This window comes from Allobosea sp. 01N443 (assembly GCF_056399325.1).
On sequence record NZ_JBFTRC010000037.1, the window covers coordinates 26,995 to 44,076 of the forward strand.

A 17,082-nucleotide genomic window follows, 5' to 3' on the forward strand; every position below is an offset into this window, starting at 1 on the left:
GCGCGGGCCGGCGTGACGGGTTAGAGGTGGGGCAAATCAACGCAAGAGCATGATCCATGGCCGATACGGGCATCCCGCATTTCCATAACCAGCCCGGCGTTGYCGTCATTCATGTCGGCGCGAAGGAATTCATGTGCATCGGGGCCAAGCCGCCCTTCGATCACCCGCATGTTTTCCTCGACATGGGCTCAGACGGCGAGATCATCTGCCCTTATTGCTCGACCTTGTTCAAATACGAGCCCTCGCTGTCGGCAGGCGCCTGCACGCCGCCGGAATGCGCCCATCACGAGGCAGCCAAGGCAGCGTGACGGGCGCCGGCGTTCAAGGCGCCCGCCGCTTCCGATCGCGACCGGTCGTTCCGGTTTCTGGCGCATCCGATTGCCGAAGACAGCCGTGTCCGCTCCCCATATCCTGATCGCCGGCTCCGGCATCGGCGGACTTACAGCCGCCATTGCACTCGCGCGGCGCGGCTTCTCCGTGACGGTCGCGGAAAAGCGCACCGGCTTCGGGGAAACCGGTGCCGGCATCCAGCTTTCGCCAAATGCCGGGCATGTTCTCGAAGCTCTCGATCTCGGCCTCGCCGTCAAGCGCGCCTCTGTGGTTGCCGAACGCCTCGTTGTGCGACGCTGGCAGGATGGCTCTCCGCTGGCAGAAATGCCGATGACCGCCGCCGGCTCCGGAACACCCTTCCGCACCATACGCCGAACCGACCTGCRCACTCTGCTGCTCGACGCCGCCCGTTCCCTGCGCGGCATCCGGCTCATCGTCGGCCGCGGCCTGCGCGACATCGCCCAGAACGCGGACGGCATCACCGCGACGCTCGCGACCGAAGCCGGCCAGTTGGAGACCATTTCGGCACTGGCGCTGGTCGGCGCCGACGGGCTCTGGTCGCGCAGCCGCGAACTCATCGGTGATAACGCTCCGCCGGTCTTCACCGGCTATGAGGCCTGGCGGACCCTGGTACCCAACGCCGGCGGCCGCGCCGCGCCCGRCGTCGTGACCCTGCATCTCGGCCCGGGCCGCCATGCCGTGCATTACCCTGTCTCCGGTGGTCGCGAGACCAATCTCGTCGTCATTCGCGAAGCGAAGGAGGCCCGTGAGGGTTGGTCCCGCGACGGTGAGCCCGGGCAACTCGCCGCTCATCTCACCAAGGCCGAGCCCGTGCTGCACAAGCTTGCGACAGCGGCGCCCCGCTGGCTGGTCTGGTCGCTCTTCGACCGGCCGCCCGCAGCGATGGCACAGGGGCGCATCGCCTTGCTCGGCGATGCCGCCCATCCGGTCCTGCCCTTCATGGCGCAGGGTGCCGCGCTGGCGATCGAGGATGCCGGCGTCCTGACGCAGGAACTGACGGTTCATCTCCAGCAGGGCGGCGCCGCAGCGCTACCGGCGGCGCTCGCGGCCTATGCGACAGCCCGGCAGGACCGTGCCCGGCGCGTCCAGGCCACGAGCCGCAGCAACGGTCGGGCCTATCATTTGGAATGGCCCTGGACTATCGCGCGCAACTTCGCAATGCGCCGTCTTGGGCCCGATGGCATGCGCCATCGTCTCGATTGGCTCTACGATTGGCGATTGCAAGCCTAGGGCATCTCGCCTTCGCCGCATTCACTTCCTATCTCTCATGTGGAACCATCGGATGGAGACCACATGATCCGCGTCAATCTCTACGAGCAGCTCGCCGGCCAGAGGACTCGCATGCCGCGCTGGGCCTCCTGGCTGACCGTGGCAGCAAGCCTCGTTCTTGGCGTGACGCTGTTCCTCCTCGCAGCGAGCCTCGCCCTGATCCTCATTCCCGTCGTGCTTGCTGCCGGCGCGATCGCGGCCTGGCGCCTGAAGAGCAAGCTGAAGGCTGCCGGGTTCGACCAGCGCGATCCGTTCGCTCCGGTCCGTCCGGGTGCTGCGCGCGTCGAGGTCATCGATGCCGAGTACCGCATCATCGAGCCTGGCGAGCAGCCGCGGCGCTGACACGATCGCCATGCGTCCGACCGGATGCATGGCGGCGAACGATCGCTTTGCGTAGCATCGGATGTCTCCGAAACGTGGTTTCCACTCTTCGGCGCGATGCTCTGGCCCCCCAGAAGGATAGCCTCTACAGCAGGAGGCCCGCAGCCGCGCAGGCGGCAAGCGTCGGGATCATCCCGACCTTGAAGCGCAGCATTGCAATCATCGCGGCCAGGCCCACACCCTCGTTGCTTCACCGAGCGTCGGCATGCCCGCCACTGCTGGCGCCGCCTTGTCCGTCGCTGCGATCGTCATGGCCGCCGCTCAGGTCCTACTCGTCGGGGACGGCCAGTTATGGGTTTCTTCGGTTGCATCCCGGCACCAGCGATAGAAAGGCGTGATAGAGCAGCATACCGGCATCGCGTTGTGCCAGATCGTCATTGAACATGCGCGATAGCCCCAGCGAGGCAGCCAGGAAACCGGCGGATTCCGGCACCAGGTCGAGCCGCGCCGTATCGGCGGCGCGCACGATCGTGGCGAGACGACCCAGCACCGCCGAGGCGAGGCCAAACTCCTCCAGCATGATGTCAAAGCTGCAACGCTCGCCGCGATCACTCCAGAATACGCCGTCGATATCGAAGGGAACGGCCTGGAAGCGATCGGCCACCGCCACGCCCCGAAGGGGCCACGAACAGGATCACCGCTTTCGGAGCGACGAAGCGACGAATCAGCCCGGGGGGCACGCGATGCGGTCGGCCTTTGGGACGTGAGCGCGTCACGCAGACGATCGCCTGGGCATCGGGCAGACCGATGAGCCGGTACAAGGGGGATGTGGCGATCTGTGTGCTGGAAGACGCGAGCGTCCATCCCCGAATGAGGAAAACAGACGCGATCCTTGGGCTGACGCCTCACGGGGTCGTCGCGAAAAACCCCTAGGCCGGGATCAGACCACGGCTACTCCGGCAGGATCAATTGCGATTTCGAGCTGGCTGCCCTTGCACCGGACATGCCGGTGCAAGGGCAAAGGGCGTGCTCAATCCAGCCGGCTCACCAGCACCTTGTCGATGCGGCGCCCGTCGAGATCGACCACCTCGAAGCGCCAATGCCCCTTCTCGAAGAACTCTCCGACATTGGGCAGATGGTTGAGTTCGGCCAGGATGAAGCCGGCGACCGTCTGGAAATCGGCATCGCGCGGAATGTGGATGCCGAGTTCGTGCGAGAACTCGTCCACCTGCATCCAGCCTGCAACGAGATAGGAGCCGTCGGCACGCGTGACGATCGGCGGCTCGTCCTCGTCCTCCTCCTGGAAGACGCCGGTGATCGCCTCCAGCACGTCGCCGGGTGTGATGATGCCTTCGAAATGGCCGTACTCGTCGAAGACCAGCGCCATGTGGACGCGCGAGGACTTGATCTCCCGCAGCACCAGCAGGGCGTTGGCGGTGTCCATCACCACGGGTGCTTCCTGCACCAGGGCGCGCAGATCCTCGGTGCTGCCGGCGGACAGGAAATCGACCATATCCTTGACCACAATGACGCCGACGATCGCGTCCGACTCGCCGTCCTGAACCGGGAGCCGGGAGCGTTTGGAGGCACGAACCTGCGCGCGGATCTCCTCAGCTGTATCGGAGAGATCGATGACCTCGACCTCGCGGCGCGGCGTCATCAGCGCACGGGCGGAGCGATCGGCAAGGCGCATCACACCCGAGATCATCTCGCGTTCGTCGCGCTCCAGCACGCCGGCTGTTTCGGCCTCGGCAATGATGGTGCGGACCTCTTCCTCGGTCACCCTTTCTTCCGACTCGCCCTTCTGGCCGAGCAGCGCCAGCACGGTCTTGCCGGAGAGGTCGAGCAGGAAAACCAACGGCGCACCGATGCGCGACAGCAGGGACATCATCGGCGCAACGCGCGCCGCCACCCGCTCGGGGTCGCGCAACGCGATCTGCTTCGGCACCAGTTCGCCGACGATCAGCGAGAGATAGGTAATGGCAACGACGACCGTCCCGACGCCAAGACCATCGGCGACACGATTGGAGAACCCTTGCCCTATCAACCATTCCGACAGACGCGCACCCAGCGTCGCACCGGAGAAGGCACCGGACAGGACACCGACCAGCGTGATGCCGATCTGCACCGTCGAAAGGAACCGGCCGGGATGCTCCGCGAGGCGTATCGCCGTCGCTGCACCCTTGCTGCCTTGATCGCTGAGAACCTTGAGCCGCGCCGGACGGGAGGAGACCACTGCGAGTTCGGACATGGCGAGAAGACCGTTAATGACGGTCAACGCGACGACAATCAGGATCTCGGTTAACAAAACCCGCCCGCAGCATGCAGGGCCGCGCTCAATATCGACCTGCTTTCGGGCTTCTTATAGCGCATCGCGACGACTTGGCGATGGGTAAGCTTGAAGTTTGTGATAGCGAAATTTTGGYGGGCGCGAAGAAGCTCCGTGCCTTAACTGTAAGGGGGACAGGTGAGATGAATGCTCTACCTGGCCTTCGATGACAGCGTCGATACTTCCGGAGCACGCCTCGAGCCATGACTGATCCACGTCTCTTCGCCCCCGCGACACTGCGCAATCGTGAGCCGATCCTCGCTATCCTGCGCTCGACCCTTCCAGCCACCGGCCTGGTCCTGGAGATCGCCAGCGGCTCGGGCGAGCATGTCAGCCATTTCGCCGCCGCCCTGCCCGCACTGACCTTCCAGCCCTCGGACCCTGATCAGGATGCGCTCATCAGTACTGCGGCCTGGATCAGGGAAAGCCGGCTCGCCAATATTCGTCCGCCCGTTCAGCTCGATGCCGCAGCGGCCGAATGGCCGGTCTCCGCCGCCGATGCCATCATCTGCATCAACATGATCCATATCTCGCCCTGGGCCGCGACGCGTGGGCTGATGATGCAGGCCGGCAAGCTGCTGCCGGAAGGCGCTCCACTCTATCTCTACGGGCCCTATCGCCGGCCTGGCCGCACCCTCGAACCGAGCAACCTCGCCTTCGATGAAAGCCTGCGCGCCCGCAACGCGGAATGGGGCTTGCGCGAACTCGGCAACGTCGTTGCACTGGCGAAACAGGCAGGGTTTGGTGAGCCGGACGTAACCGAGATGCCGGCGAACAATCTGAGCCTGGTGTTTCGGCACGGGCCGCGCGGCTGATCCGCGCAATCGCAAGGCAAGCTTGGTGCGGACGGCGGGACTCGAACCCGCAAGCCTTTAGGGCGCAAGATTTTAAGTCTCGTGCGTCTACCAGTTTCGCCACGTCCGCGTGGACGCAGCCCTAGYGACAGCAGACGGCGGGCGCAAGCGCCTCAATGACGGCGAGCGGGCTTGTACCACTCGACTCCATCGGGATCGACATAGAGCCCCGGCGCAACATCGGAGCCGATGCGCTTCTGCTCCATCGGCACGCGCACGGTGTCGTCGCGATCGCCGCGCTTTACATAGGGGCCGCTCTCCTGCGGATCGTGGCCGCGCCCGCCTCTCCCAATCGAGCTGGCCTGGCCGATGACGCCGCGCCGCCCACCAATCTTGTCCTCGAGTGTCGTGATCGAGCGGCCGGCGAAGGCGATCTTCGTCGCGCCCTCGACCACGGGCAGGGCGCGGCTCGCGGTTCCCTCTCCCGTGACGCGGACACCGGTGAAGCGCGGCACATAAGTCGCGCCCCCACGGCCAAAGGAGTCCCAGCCACCCGTCGAGGAAACCTGCGCACCACAGCGCTTGTGGCTGCGCTCGCACAGGGCGCGCGACGCATAGCGTGGCGCCTTCTCCTCGAATTCGGCCCGGGCATTGCGATAGGCGAAATCACATTGCGCAGCAGTGAGCCGTCCCGCCTCGATGCATTCGTCGCGCCGCTCGTAGGTCTGGCTCGGCGCCTGCGCCGCGAGATCGGCGGGGCCCGCGAAGGAAAGAGCCGGCAGGAGCGCTGCGACGCGCATTATTGCGGCGAGGGAAGAGGCGGCCGTCATGATCATGACTCGGGCAATAACCGTAGAATTATGGCGTCACAGCAGCGCCCGCATCGTCGACGCAAGCTCGCGCGTCGCACCATAGTCGATCTTGCCGTTGCCCAGCACCGGAATCGCGCGCGCGACCAAAATGGCGCGCGGCGTCCACAGTTCGGGAAAGCCCTGCTGCTTCGCCGCTACCTGCAACGCAGCCTTGTCGGCATCAGGCTTTTCGGTGACCAGCACGAGTTGCTCGCCCTTGCGCGCATCCGGTAGCGCGACAACGACATGATTGAACCCAGGCCAGAGGGCCGCCACCATTGTTTCCACCGCAGCCAGCGAGACCATCTCGCCGCCGAGCTTGGCGAATCGCTTGGCCCTGCCGCGGATGCTGACGAAGCCGTCCTCGATCACCACGATATCGCCGGTATCGTGCCAACCGCCTTCGGGCGGCACGATACGCCCGGGCTCGTCCGCGCTGAGATAGCCCAGCATCACATTCGGGCCGCGGACATTCAGCCGCCCACCTTCATGAATGCCCTCGACCGGATCGAGCCGCGCCTCGATACCGGGCAGGAGTTTTCCGACGCTGCCCTCGCGGGTCGCGACGGGAGTGTTGCAGGCGAGCACCGGCGAGCATTCGGTGCAGCCGTAGCCTTCGAGGATCGTGGTGCCGTAGGGCTGCCACATCGCGCGTGTCTCCGGCTTCACGCGCTCGGCTCCGGCCACGACATAGCGCACGCTCTTCAGATCGTCGGGATCGGCAGCGCGCGCATAGCCCTGGAGGAATGTGTCGGTCGAGAACAGGAAGGTGCAGCCCATCTCGCCGATCAGTTTCGGCACCTGCTTGTAATGGAGCGGGCTCGGATAGAGCACGACCTTCATGCCGTGGAGCAGCGGCATCAGCAGCCCTGCGGTCAGGCCGAAGGAATGGAAGGCGGGCAACGCGTTCATGACAATATCGCGCTCGGAGAGGAAGCCGGCCGCAAGCGCAAAGATCTGGCGGGTATTCGAGACGAGGTTGGCGTGACTCAGCACCACGCCCTTCGGCTTGCCCTCGGTGCCGGAGGTGAACAGCACCACAGCTGGATCATCCGGCCGCCCTTCATAGGCCCGCAGGGCAAATGCCGGTGCCAGGCTCTGCATCGCGGCAAGCATCTTGTCGAAACTGGTCAAATCCCGGCGGATATCCTCAAGATAGACGACCCGCCTGCCCTCGCCGAGTGCCGCGATCTCATCGTCGAGCTTGGCCTGGTTGACGAAGCGACGCGAGGTGACGATCGTCTTCAAGCCGGCCAGTTCGGCCGCCGCCCGCAGGTTCTTCACCCCTGCCGTGAAGTTCAGCAGTGCCGGCACGCGGCCAAAGGCCGAAAGCCCGAACAGCGTCACCGCCATGCCCTGGACATTGGGCAGCATCAGTCCGACGCGTTCCCCCAACTCCGTGCCTGAAGCGAGCTTTCGCCCCAGAACCAGCGCTCCCAGAACGAGCCGGCCGAAGGTCACCGGCTGACGCTCCGGATCCTCGAGCGCGACGCGGCCCTTGCCACGCCGCGCAACCGCCTGAAGCAGCCCCCGAAACAGCGTGATGCGCGCGTCCTTGGCGTCGAAATCCGACGCGTTCAATTCGGTGGCGGCCATATCCTGGCTCTGCTCCCGGCTGGCGTTTCCCATGGAGGTTCACCGTAGCGGGATACCGTCCGGTTTCAACGCGAATGCGACGGTTGAGCCCCTGCTCTCCGCTCAAGCTGCAATCGCATCCAGCCCGATCCGTGGCAACGGCATCGGCGCCATTGGTGACACAGCCCCGTCGAACGCAGAAGGGCGGTTGCTTGGTCATTCGCGACCAGGCAACCGCCCTTCGACTGTGGCCTGCGCACCGATCATGCGCGCAGGCCGTCATGCTGGCGTCAGAATGCGGGCTGCAGTTGGGGCTCCAGGCGACCGCGGCGCCGGATGGTGTCAACCATGCCATGGGTCGCAGCGATGGCGATGAGCAGGATCAGCGCATAGGCCACGAGCAGCCGCGGAGCGGGCACGATGAAGTTGAAATGCGGCATGGCGCCCAGGATCAGCGGCACATACCAGGATGTCGCCGAGACCGTGCCGAAGACCATCATCATCGTAATCTGCTTGCGCGACAGGCCTGCAAAGAGCGACCGTCCTATCTGCTTTTCCATCAACGGCAGTACCGTTTTGTGGATGAAGTAGCCGTTGATCGTGAGAACGCCGACGATCGCGATCTTGGCCCAGACCTTCTGGTTCCCGAGCTTGACCGGGTCAAACATCGCGTAATGCGCCAGGTACAGAATTCYGGAAACCCAGAGCACCGCGAGGCCAGCCGATACGATACCGGTCATGAATTTGACCATCGCAACCTGTTCAGCCTTGATCTTTCCGGAGACGAGGAATTTGACGATCACGAGATCGAGGACCGTCGCGGCGCCCAATCCCAGAATGATGCCGAGCAGATGCATCACCTTGATGGCCGATTTCAGCAGTTCCCCGGGTTTGGCGATCAGAAGGCTGAAAGTGATCGGCCGTAGCGCCGAGCTCATGAACTTGACGGCCGGCGCCGTGACACTGTCCGCGGCGATGCTTGAAACAGCATTGGTCGCTTCCGCGGGGGGATGATCGGCGCTGGCCTCTGCCGCGAGAGGGTGATCAGCAATGGTCTCTGCCAYCAGAGGGCGCTCAGCACTGGCCTCTGCCGCAAGCGGATGGTCGGCAATCGTCTCTGCCGGAAGAGCACGACCGGCAATGGTCGCCGGTGCAGGAGGGCGACCGCGATTGGCCGCGACGGCAGGACGACGACCGGCATTGGTAGCTCCCGCAGTTGGGCGATCTACCGTGAGCCGAAGGCTGCTATCGCGCCGAGTCGGGGCCGTCTCCGGTAGATCGTAAGGCAGCCAATCGCGCGCCGAATGTGATGAGGCTGCCGGAGGCGGAGCGCCGGCTCCGGAGCGAGACCGGGTTTCAGCCGGCGCCTGAGTAAAGCTGAATGTGACAACCAGGCAGGCTGCCAGGAGCAGCAACGCACCAGCGCCGATACTGCGCGACTTAAGTTGAAGGAATGAAATCATTCCGCCCCTTTCTTTATTCTTATGATAATTGACAATATAATTCACCGCGAACCACCCTTCGCGGGGAACGTCAATCGACCATAGAGAGAAGGATCTCGGACTTATGACCAAGAGGAAGGCATAGGTAGCGATGATAGGCTTAAGCGCAGGCACAGAGTTGGCAAATTCAATTTGCAAACGCTGCCGGACGACCGCTCACTAACCTTGGTTTACGGCAAAAATGTGCACCGCAACAAATGTTATGTCACAATGAAGTCGAAGCAGTGCAGTGAGAGGGATGGTCGCGCGTCCAGGAAACGACGATGTCGCAAGACCTTAATTGGTTCTCCTCACCCATATCGCCGGAACGGTTGCATGCGCTGCGAACGACCGGGCGCCCACCGGATTTGCACCGCCAACGTTCTGCTGGAACGAGCACCCGAGCCGAAATCGATCCGACTCAGATTGCTTCGGCAAGGGTGAACGCGAACGCCGCCGATATCGTCATGGCCACGGGTAGCCAGTTCCTCGGCCGCTCCTCGCCAATCGTGAAGAAATTGAGCGGAAAAAGGTGCCGGTGCGCTGCCGTCGCCGAGGCCTCCCTCGGCATTATGCGTGAAGACGTTCATCTCTGGCCGCAGGCGCCGTCTCAGCAACTCGCATATGATCTGGAAGTTCGTTTCATAGGCCCTGGATACGCTGGCGGCGGCGATGCGCTCGAGCTTCACCGCCGGCAGGGCTGCAACGGACTTGCGGGCGAGGCGCGTCATTGCCCGGCGCTCGGCCTCGATGCCGAAACCGATACCGGCCCCGGTCAGCACGGGATCAGCCCAGTTGGCGCAGCCATAGGCGCCCGACTCGTCGACATCGAGACAGGTGACGTTGCCGCGGGGATATTCGGCGATTGCGGCCGCCCGCGCTTCGCCAATCCCGGGCTTCCCCCAGAAATGGCGGTAGACGATGATGACCTCGTCAGCGTCGCGCAGGATTGAATTGAACCAGAGCAGTTCATCGTCGGGGTGGGCGCCGATGATGACGGAATTTTCCAGAAATCCTGGCCTTTGCTGCATTGCCCTTGCCCTCGCCGTCCTGCTCATCTCATTTCGGGCTGCCATCAGCGGGATCGCGCTGCAAACAGAGGGGAACAATATGCCCCCGAAAACGCACGCACCGCCGCGCCTGCGACCATCGACGCTCATAGCCCGGCCGCCGCCGGCCATGACGTAACGGCAAACAATGCAAAAGCTGTTAAGGCAATGACGATCTAACGGAGGAGCTGCATCCCTCGTGCAGGGCTTTCTCTCCTCCCCAGCGCTCGTCCGACCTGAGTTAGCGGGCCTGTGTGAGGGGCCTGCAGAAGCAGTGCAGAGGGCAGGCTCCATCGTCGCGACGGCTCCATGCCAGGCAAACTCGCATTGCTGCGCCATGCGCCGCCAACAGCCCCGTCGCCTGTCCGCCGCGCTTGTCGCGCGATGGCTAGAGCCCGCATATGGCGCTGCCTCGCCGCCCTCCGAGAGTTTTCGCGTGAACCAAGCCATCCGGCCGCAATCGCTGTCTCTCGCCAGGCAGCAACGCCCCTGGCTCGGCTTTGCCTGCGGCATCCTGGCGGCAGCGATCTGGGGCATTCAGGCCGTGATCTCACGGCAATCGGTCGCAGATGGCATGACCGCAGCCGATGTCACGATCCTGCGCTTTGCAGCCGCCGCACTCGTGCTGCTGCCCTTCGCGCTCAGGCGCATGAAGCCTTTTCCGGTCGGCAAGCTCGGCTGGCGGCGAGCCCTCATCCTGACCGCGATCGTAGGCCCGACCTACAGCCTAATCCTCGTCGGCGGCGCCCATTTCGCCCCCGCCCTGCATTCCTCGGTCATCTCGCCCGGACTGATCCCGGTCTGCACCGCATTGCTCGCATGGTGGGTGCTCGGCGAGCGCGCGAGCACGGCCCGCCTCGCCGGTCTCAGCGTCATCGTTCTCGGCGTCGCGCTGTTCTCGATGGAGGCCCTGGCCAACACGCCGACCCGCGAAGGCGCCTGGATCGGCGACATGCTCTTCGTGCTGATCGCCTTGCTCTGGTCGGCCTTCGGCCTGCTCTGCCGGCGCTGGGGCGCTGATGCGATCGAAGTCACCATGGCGACATGCCTGCTGTCGGTGCCGCTCCTGCCGCTCGTCGCACTGGTGATGCCCGTGCATCTGACGCAGGCGGCACTTTCAGCCATAGCGCTGCAGGCGATCTATCAGGGATTGCTGGTCGGCGCCTTCGCGCTGTTTCTCTACACGCAGGCCGTCGCCATCCTTGGCGCCGGACGGGCGGCCCTGTTCCTGCCGCTGGTACCGGTCGTGACCGCGCTCTCCGGCACGCTCCTGCTCGGCGAGCGACCGTCCCCAGTCGAGATCGCCGGCATGGCGCTCGCAATCACCGGCATGTTGATCGCGCTGCGCGCGCGCAGTCTGGCGTAACGAGCCCTTGCCGGTCATTCCAGACAGGTTGCCGCGCCCGGAATGACCGCTCAAGCGGCGAAGCCCGGGGCTCAGCCCTTGTGATCCTTGGCGATCGGCTCGACATAGGCCAGCCCCATATCCCAAGGAAAATAGATCCAGGTGTCCTGGCTGACCTCGGTAACGAAGGTGTCGACCGTCGGCACCCCAGCCGGCTTCGCATAGACCGTTGCGAAATGGGCATTGGGCAGCATTTCGCGCACGACACGTGCCGTCTTCCCGGTGTCGGTGAGGTCGTCGACCACCAGCACGCCCTTCCCCTTGCCGTCACCGATCGCCCTGATCGAGGGAGCGACGTCCTTCAGCACCTTGAGCTCGGACTGGTTCTTGTAGTCGTGGTAGCTCGCGACGCAGACCGTCTCGATCAGGCGCAAGCCCAGTTCGCGGCAGATGATCGCCGCCGGTACCAGACCACCGCGGGTGATGCAGACGATGGCCTCGAAGGGCCCCTTCTCGGCCAGCCGCCAGGCGAGCGCGCGCGCATCGCGATGGAACTGGTCCCAGGAGACGGGGAAGGCCTTGTTGGAGGTCGGTTCGGCCATTGGGGGCTCCGGAGCGGCTGTCACGGTTTCTGTGACAATCCGGAAAGCCTATAAGCGGGGCGCTGGCAAGAGGCGCGTCCCGCTTCATCCCCAATCGGTCGTGTTTCAGCGGGTATCAGAACTCCGACCAGCCATCGGCAGTGCCGCCCGACATGACGCGCCTCAGCTTCGGCGCCCCCTTGGCAGGCGGCGAAAGCGGAGCGGTAATGGCCCTGGTGAGATGTGGCGCCCACTGCTCGATCTGGCGCGCAATCACGGTCTCGAAACCTGGTCCGCCATCTTGCAGCCGGAATGCTGCGACCATCGCGCTCAAGCGCTCGGTATCCTGCCTCAGCTCCTGCGCCACCTTCGCGCTCTCATCGGCAAGCAGGGCATTCTGCTGGGTGATCTCGTCCATATGAGCGACGGTCCTGGCCATCTCATCGATACCATTGGCCTGCTCGGCCGTTGCTTCCGAGATTTCGTTGACCGTGGAGGCGACGCGGCTCGCAGCCGAGGCGATTTCCTGAAGTGTCGCGCCGGCATTCTTCACCAGACTGACGCCGGTTTGGATCTGCTCGCTCGAATTGGCGATCAGCGATTTGACGCCGTTAGCGGATTCGCTGCAACGCGCGGCAAGAGCCCTCACCTCGGTTGCCACGACCGCGAACCCGCGCCCGGCATCCCCCGCGCGGGCCGCCTCGACCGCGGCATTCAGCGCCAGCAGATTGGTCTGGAACGCGATGCCGTCGATCATCGAGATGATCTCGGATATGCCGGCCGAAGCCTGCTCGATCCGCGTCATCGCACTCACCGCCTCGGCAACGATCGTGCCGCCACGCTCCGCGACGTCGCGCGCCTCGTGGCCGAGGCTGACGGCGGTGCGGGAGTGACCCGCGCTGTGCTTCACGGACGCCGCGAGCTCCTCGGTTGTCGCCGCAGTCTCCTGCAGGCTGGAGGCATTGGCTTCGGTGCGCTCGGCGAGCTGGGCACTGTCGGACGAGATCTTGCTCAATGCGCTGGCGATCTGGTGCGAGATGTCGCGGACCGAGCCAACCATCTCGGACATGGTGTCGAGCAGATCGTTGACGCCGGCGCAGAGCTGCGCAACCTCGCCGCTCTTGCCCGCGAGCGCGATGCGCCCCGTCAGGTCCTTGCCCTTGGCACGAGCGATGACTTCGCCAGTCTCCTTCACCGCGGCCTCGAGCTGCTGACCGCGGAAGGTCGCGGTGATGTCGGTTGCGAACTTCACGACCTTGAAGGGCGTGCCCTTGGCGTCGAAGATCGGATTGTAGGATGCCTGGATCCAGACCTCCTTGCCGCCCTTGCCGATGCGGCGATATTGCGCGGCATCGTATTCGCCACGCCCGAGGCGCTCCCAGAACTGGCGATAGGCCAAGCTCTCGCGCTCGACCGGATCGACGAACATGCGGTGATGCTGCCCCTGGATCTCGCCAAGCGAATAGCCGAGTACAGCAAGAAAGTTCTCGTTGGCCGTCAGCACATGCCCCTTGAGGTCGAATTCGATCACCGCCTGCGCCTTGCTGATGGCAGCCTGCTGCCCTTCAAGGTCAGCGAGGCGGTTCTTCTGTGCCGTGACATCAAAGGCGTATTTGATCACGCCCCGCGGTTTGCCGCCGGCACCAAGGAGCGGGTTGTAGCTGGCCTGGATCCAGACCTCCTTGCCTCCCTTGCCGACACGCAAGTACTGGCCCGTCGAGAATTCACCACGCCCGAGATCCTCCCAGAACCTGCGATAGGCCGCGCTCTCCCGCTCGGCCGGATCGACGAACATGCGGGTGGTGCTGCCCCCTGATTTCGTCGAGGGTATAGCCCAGCACGTTCAGGAAATTCTCGTTGGCGTTGAGGATCATGCCGTTCAGATCGAATTCGATGACGGCTTGTGAGCGGTTGATCGCCGCGACCTGGGCGGCAAGGCGTCGATTGGAGAACAGGCTGGAAAGGCGCGACATACAACCTCCCGATCGCTGTTCCGGCACGGGAGCGCAGAGCACTCCGCACGGGCCGGACACATGCAGCCCACACCGACACCGTTCCCCCCGGAACCGCCGGAACCGCCGCGTCGACATGAGCGCTGCCGGCAAGCCGACCGCAAGTCGAGGATGAATTATGACCGTTTATAAATTGTTTAACAGGCACTATTAGCGATGTATTCACGGCAACGAATACATCAAAAACTATAGTTTTCTATTCATAAAGACTTAAAATCAATTGATTCTGACAATCATCAAAAGTAAACAATGCAATAAAAAGAATAATCTTAAAATATATGATCAAAAATAACTAAAGAAGGAAAGAGATCACCGACGTAATCGAGCGCGCTCATGCTCGATCATCTGCTTCACCGCCGCCATCGCCTGATCTAATTTCTCAGGATCGCGCGAGCGCACCACGACATTCGTATCAGGACCAGTCTCGGACCAGAAGGGATAGGAGCCGATCGCGACCTGCGGATGAGACTGAGCGATCTCGCCGAGAGCCGTGCCGATATCGCCTTCACGCAGACCGGCCCGCACGGTGTCGGACAGGATGCGCGTTCCTGTCTTGAGAGTGGGTCCGACCACGTCGAGCATCGCCTGCATGATCGCCGGCACGCCCGCCATGACGATGACATTGGCGATGATGAAGCCCGGAGCCTTCGAGACGGAGTTCGCGATCAACTCCCCGCCCTCGGGGATGCGCGCCATGCGCATGCGCGCTTCGTTGAGCTGGTCCGGCGGAAAGCGCTCTGACAGCATCGCAACCGCGCGCGGATCGACATTGATCGGCACGCCGAAAGCCGCTGCAACCGAGTCGGCCGTGATGTCGTCATGGGTCGGGCCGATGCCGCCCGTGGTGAAGACATATGTATAGCGAGAGCGCAATGCATTGACCGCAGAGACGATCTCGTCAAGGGAATCGGGCACGACACGAACCTGGCGCAACTCGATGCCGATATTGGTCAGATACTCGGCGATGTAGCCGATATTCTTGTCCTTCGTCCGCCCCGACAGAATCTCGTCGCCGATCACCAGGATTGCGGCCGTGACGGGGGGACGATTCAGCGGTGCGTCGGTCATGGCCGGCTCCTCTCAGGTGCCGGACGGCAAGACATGCCGCCAGCTCGTGACGATGATGCTGATCCGCCGCCCGCTCATGCCGCGCCGGGTTAGGAGCGCTGCGACATGAGCTTTCCTGATCACGCTTTAGAGCTAGGACCTTGGCGCAAACGGCTCAAGCGGCAGAAACGCCGTGTATGGCCTGCCCGCTATGCATGAGGCGCTGAACAGCAGCGAAAACGTCAGCCGCGCTTGCGTTCGAAGATGAGGTTGATGCGTGTCTGAGCTGTGAGCACATAACCGCTCGCGGTCAGGAGGGCGATGAGATCGCTCTGCCAACGGTTGCGCGAATCCTCGATGATGATCAGCTCGGGCCAAAGCGCTTCGGGCGCATCGCGCAGGAAGGGCTCGAGGATCAGGTCCTCAGCCCCCTCGACATCGAGCTTGACTGCGTCGAGGCGGTCATAGCCCTCGTTCTCCATCAGGGCGAGCAGTGTCGTCGCCGGCACCCGAACCGTGCTGCCGGCACTGGAGCGCAGGATGCGGACGCTCGACTCGCCACGGTTGTTCGGGTCGAGAAACAGCGTCAACTCGCCCGGCTTATCGGCCAGCGCGCACGCAATGGCCTTGACCGAGCCAAACGGATTTTGCGCAATGTTGAACGTCAGGCGCGAAAAGATCTCGGGCTGCGGCTCGACGGCCAGGATACGCGCTCCCGGGCCAGCTGCCGCCGCAACGCAAAGCGAATAGGCGCCGATATTCGAGCCGATATCGATGAAGCGGAAACCCTCACGCTGGCGCGCCCGCCCCGTCAGCAGTTCCCGCTCGTAAGGATCAAAATATTGCGGCGTGAACAATACGCGCTTCTCGCAGACATTGCCGTCTGGATGGAGGCGCATCTGCACGCCAAGCGCTTCGATATCGACGGGCTGGCCCGCAAGCGAACTCAGCCCGATGCGRCGCAGCGCATAGGCGAATTTGCGACCGAGGTAGCTGTCCGGAGCCCCGCGTGTCCAGTTGATGATCTGGGCCACGAGGCCCTGAGGTGCGAAAGCGCCGAAGGGACGGGCTTCCGTCGATTGGATATCGTTCATTGCCATTGGAGCGCCTGATACACGTCAAAGCCGTCGCGCGCCAGCAACTTGATCGATCGAGGGGTACCAGGCCCTCCGCCATGGTGCAGCGGGCCCCCACGGATCAGGCAGACCGCTTCAACGTCGAGCCAGAAAACAGCAAGCCGCAACGCAAGGTCTGGGCTATAGAGAGGCCTGTTGTCCGGGGTGCTGAGGTGCTCGGGAGAATGATCATGGTAAGCTGGCGACCCGATCCTTCCTTTTACCCCTCGCCGCGGCTGGCGGCCAAGGCTCCCGCCGAGCGGCTGGCCTACGTGGCCTCCTTCGATCCGGAGCGCAGGAAACCCGACGCGATCGCCGTCGTCGACGTCGATCCCGCGTCGTTGAGCTATGCGCAGATCGTCGGTCAGGTCGAGATGCCGAATACCGGCGATGAGCTGCATCATTTCGGCTGGAATGCTTGCTCGTCCTGTCTGTGCCCGAATGCGCCGCACCCCCATATGGAGCGACGCTACCTCGTCGTTCCCGGCCTGCGCTCATCGCGGCTGCATATCATCGACACCAGACCCGATCCGAGGAAACCGACGATCGCGCGGGTCATCGAGCCGGAGGAGATCGCCGAGAAGGCCAGGTATTCGCGGCTGCACACCATTCATTGCGGGCCGGAGGGCATTTACGTGAATGCACTTGGCAATGCCGAAGGCAAGGAACCCGGCGGCATCTTCCTCCTCGACCCCGTCAGCTTCGACGTACTGGGGCAATGGGAGATGGATCGTGGCTCCCAGAAGCTCGCCTATGATTTCTGGTGGCATCTCGGCCACGACACCATGGTGACCAGCGAATGGGGCACGCCCGATACGTTCGAGAATGGACTGGTTCCGGAAGTTCTGCTCAGCAGCAAATACGGGCGGCGGCTCCATTTCTGGGACCTGCACACGCGCAAGCATCAACAGGAGATCGATTTCGGCGAGGAGCATCAACTCGTCTTTGAACTGCGCCCAGCC

At 63.7% G+C, this 17,082-nt stretch carries 15 protein-coding genes, 1 tRNA gene and 2 pseudogenes; 6 read left to right on the forward strand and 12 right to left on the reverse strand.

Annotated elements, in window-relative coordinates; translation table 11 throughout:
- Positions 1 to 56 precede the first annotated feature (56 nt).
- From AC1DRP_RS12295 to AC1DRP_RS12305, 3 genes are all read left to right on the forward strand, one after another.
- Positions 57 to 308 carry a zinc-finger domain-containing protein gene (locus AC1DRP_RS12295; RefSeq protein WP_476768599.1) on the forward strand — a complete coding sequence of 84 codons (252 nt, stop codon included), beginning with the start codon at positions 57 to 59 and terminating at the stop codon, positions 306 to 308.
- Positions 309 to 393: 85 nt separating this feature from the next.
- Positions 394 to 1,581, forward strand: a complete 1,188-nt coding sequence (locus AC1DRP_RS12300; protein WP_476768600.1) for an FAD-dependent monooxygenase — start codon at positions 394 to 396, stop codon at positions 1,579 to 1,581.
- Between the two features lie 63 nt (positions 1,582 to 1,644).
- A complete protein-coding gene (locus tag AC1DRP_RS12305; RefSeq protein WP_441506166.1) occupies positions 1,645 to 1,962 on the forward strand; it encodes a hypothetical protein in 318 nt (105 codons plus the stop codon).
- A gap of 300 nt (positions 1,963 to 2,262) precedes the next feature.
- Here AC1DRP_RS12305 and AC1DRP_RS12310 read toward each other — a convergent pair.
- Both AC1DRP_RS12310 and AC1DRP_RS12315 read right to left on the reverse strand, forming a co-directional pair.
- Positions 2,263 to 2,701, reverse strand: a pseudogene (locus AC1DRP_RS12310) (chromate resistance protein ChrB domain-containing protein); the annotation flags it as partial.
- A 270-nt stretch (positions 2,702 to 2,971) separates the two neighbouring features.
- Positions 2,972 to 4,234: a hemolysin family protein gene (locus AC1DRP_RS12315; RefSeq protein ID WP_441491564.1), complete on the reverse strand. Its 1,263-nt coding sequence runs from the start codon at positions 4,232 to 4,234 to the stop codon at positions 2,972 to 2,974.
- Positions 4,235 to 4,473: 239 nt separating this feature from the next.
- On the opposite strand from AC1DRP_RS12315, the gene AC1DRP_RS12320 reads away from it, so the two are divergent.
- Complete coding sequence (locus AC1DRP_RS12320) at positions 4,474 to 5,085, forward strand: DUF938 domain-containing protein (protein WP_441506167.1); 612 nt, start codon at positions 4,474 to 4,476, stop codon at positions 5,083 to 5,085.
- A 23-nt stretch (positions 5,086 to 5,108) separates the two neighbouring features.
- Here AC1DRP_RS12320 and AC1DRP_RS12325 read toward each other — a convergent pair.
- From AC1DRP_RS12325 to AC1DRP_RS12345, 5 genes are all read right to left on the reverse strand, one after another.
- Positions 5,109 to 5,194 (reverse strand) — tRNA-Leu (locus AC1DRP_RS12325).
- A gap of 43 nt (positions 5,195 to 5,237) precedes the next feature.
- Positions 5,238 to 5,894 (reverse strand): DUF1190 domain-containing protein, encoded by a 657-nt coding sequence (locus AC1DRP_RS12330; RefSeq protein WP_441506168.1) that lies wholly within the window; start codon positions 5,892 to 5,894, stop codon positions 5,238 to 5,240.
- Between the two features lie 36 nt (positions 5,895 to 5,930).
- Complete coding sequence (locus AC1DRP_RS12335) at positions 5,931 to 7,544, reverse strand: AMP-binding protein (RefSeq protein ID WP_441506169.1); 1,614 nt, start codon at positions 7,542 to 7,544, stop codon at positions 5,931 to 5,933.
- A 236-nt stretch (positions 7,545 to 7,780) separates the two neighbouring features.
- Positions 7,781 to 9,130, reverse strand: coding sequence for a hypothetical protein (locus AC1DRP_RS12340; RefSeq protein ID WP_476768601.1), 1,350 nt, complete (start codon positions 9,128 to 9,130; stop codon positions 7,781 to 7,783).
- 152 nt (positions 9,131 to 9,282) lie between these two features.
- Positions 9,283 to 10,314 (reverse strand): hypothetical protein, encoded by a 1,032-nt coding sequence (locus AC1DRP_RS12345; RefSeq protein WP_476768602.1) that lies wholly within the window; start codon positions 10,312 to 10,314, stop codon positions 9,283 to 9,285.
- A gap of 142 nt (positions 10,315 to 10,456) precedes the next feature.
- Here AC1DRP_RS12345 and AC1DRP_RS12350 point away from each other — a divergent pair, with 142 nt between their 5' ends.
- Entirely contained in the window at positions 10,457 to 11,386 is a 930-nt protein-coding gene (locus AC1DRP_RS12350; RefSeq protein WP_441506172.1) for a DMT family transporter, read from the forward strand.
- Positions 11,387 to 11,457: 71 nt separating this feature from the next.
- Here AC1DRP_RS12350 and gpt read toward each other — a convergent pair whose 3' ends face one another.
- The 5 genes and pseudogenes from gpt to AC1DRP_RS12375 all read right to left on the reverse strand — a co-directional run bounded on the left by gpt (position 11,458) and on the right by AC1DRP_RS12375 (position 16,105).
- Positions 11,458 to 11,967 (reverse strand): xanthine phosphoribosyltransferase, encoded by a 510-nt coding sequence (gene gpt / locus AC1DRP_RS12355; protein ID WP_069880047.1) that lies wholly within the window; start codon positions 11,965 to 11,967, stop codon positions 11,458 to 11,460.
- Between the two features lie 115 nt (positions 11,968 to 12,082).
- Positions 12,083 to 13,015, reverse strand: a complete 933-nt coding sequence (locus AC1DRP_RS12360) for a methyl-accepting chemotaxis protein (protein ID WP_476768604.1) — start codon at positions 13,013 to 13,015, stop codon at positions 12,083 to 12,085.
- A gap of 156 nt (positions 13,016 to 13,171) precedes the next feature.
- Positions 13,172 to 13,919, reverse strand: a pseudogene (locus AC1DRP_RS12365) (PAS domain-containing protein); the annotation flags it as partial.
- Positions 13,920 to 14,267: 348 nt separating this feature from the next.
- The gene (locus AC1DRP_RS12370; RefSeq protein WP_441506173.1) at positions 14,268 to 15,026 is read right to left on the reverse strand and encodes a competence/damage-inducible protein A; all 759 of its coding nucleotides are present in this window, start codon (positions 15,024 to 15,026) and stop codon (positions 14,268 to 14,270) included.
- A gap of 221 nt (positions 15,027 to 15,247) precedes the next feature.
- The gene (locus AC1DRP_RS12375; protein ID WP_441491426.1) at positions 15,248 to 16,105 is read right to left on the reverse strand and encodes an FkbM family methyltransferase; all 858 of its coding nucleotides are present in this window, start codon (positions 16,103 to 16,105) and stop codon (positions 15,248 to 15,250) included.
- Between the two features lie 206 nt (positions 16,106 to 16,311).
- Here AC1DRP_RS12375 and AC1DRP_RS12380 point away from each other — a divergent pair.
- A partial coding sequence (locus AC1DRP_RS12380; protein WP_476768605.1) for a selenium-binding protein SBP56-related protein occupies positions 16,312 to 17,082 on the forward strand: 771 nt, incomplete at its 3' end.

Excerpts from the sequence above, each read along its gene's own strand:
- AC1DRP_RS12305 (WP_441506166.1), top strand. The coding sequence starts at position 1,645 with ATGATCCGCGTCAATCTCTACGAGCAGCTCGCCGGCCAGAGGACTCGC.
- AC1DRP_RS12360 (WP_476768604.1), bottom strand. The coding sequence starts at position 13,015 with ATGTCCGAGATGGTTGGCTCGGTCCGCGACATCTCGCACCAGATCGCC.
- gpt (WP_069880047.1), bottom strand. The coding sequence starts at position 11,967 with ATGGCCGAACCGACCTCCAACAAGGCCTTCCCCGTCTCCTGGGACCAG.
- AC1DRP_RS12335 (WP_441506169.1), bottom strand. The coding sequence starts at position 7,544 with ATGGGAAACGCCAGCCGGGAGCAGAGCCAGGATATGGCCGCCACCGAA.
- AC1DRP_RS12345 (WP_476768602.1), bottom strand. The coding sequence starts at position 10,314 with ATGGAGCCTGCCCTCTGCACTGCTTCTGCAGGCCCCTCACACAGGCCC.
- AC1DRP_RS12320 (WP_441506167.1), top strand. The coding sequence starts at position 4,474 with ATGACTGATCCACGTCTCTTCGCCCCCGCGACACTGCGCAATCGTGAG.
- AC1DRP_RS12330 (WP_441506168.1), bottom strand. The coding sequence starts at position 5,894 with ATGACGGCCGCCTCTTCCCTCGCCGCAATAATGCGCGTCGCAGCGCTC.
- AC1DRP_RS12370 (WP_441506173.1), bottom strand. The coding sequence starts at position 15,026 with ATGACCGACGCACCGCTGAATCGTCCCCCCGTCACGGCCGCAATCCTG.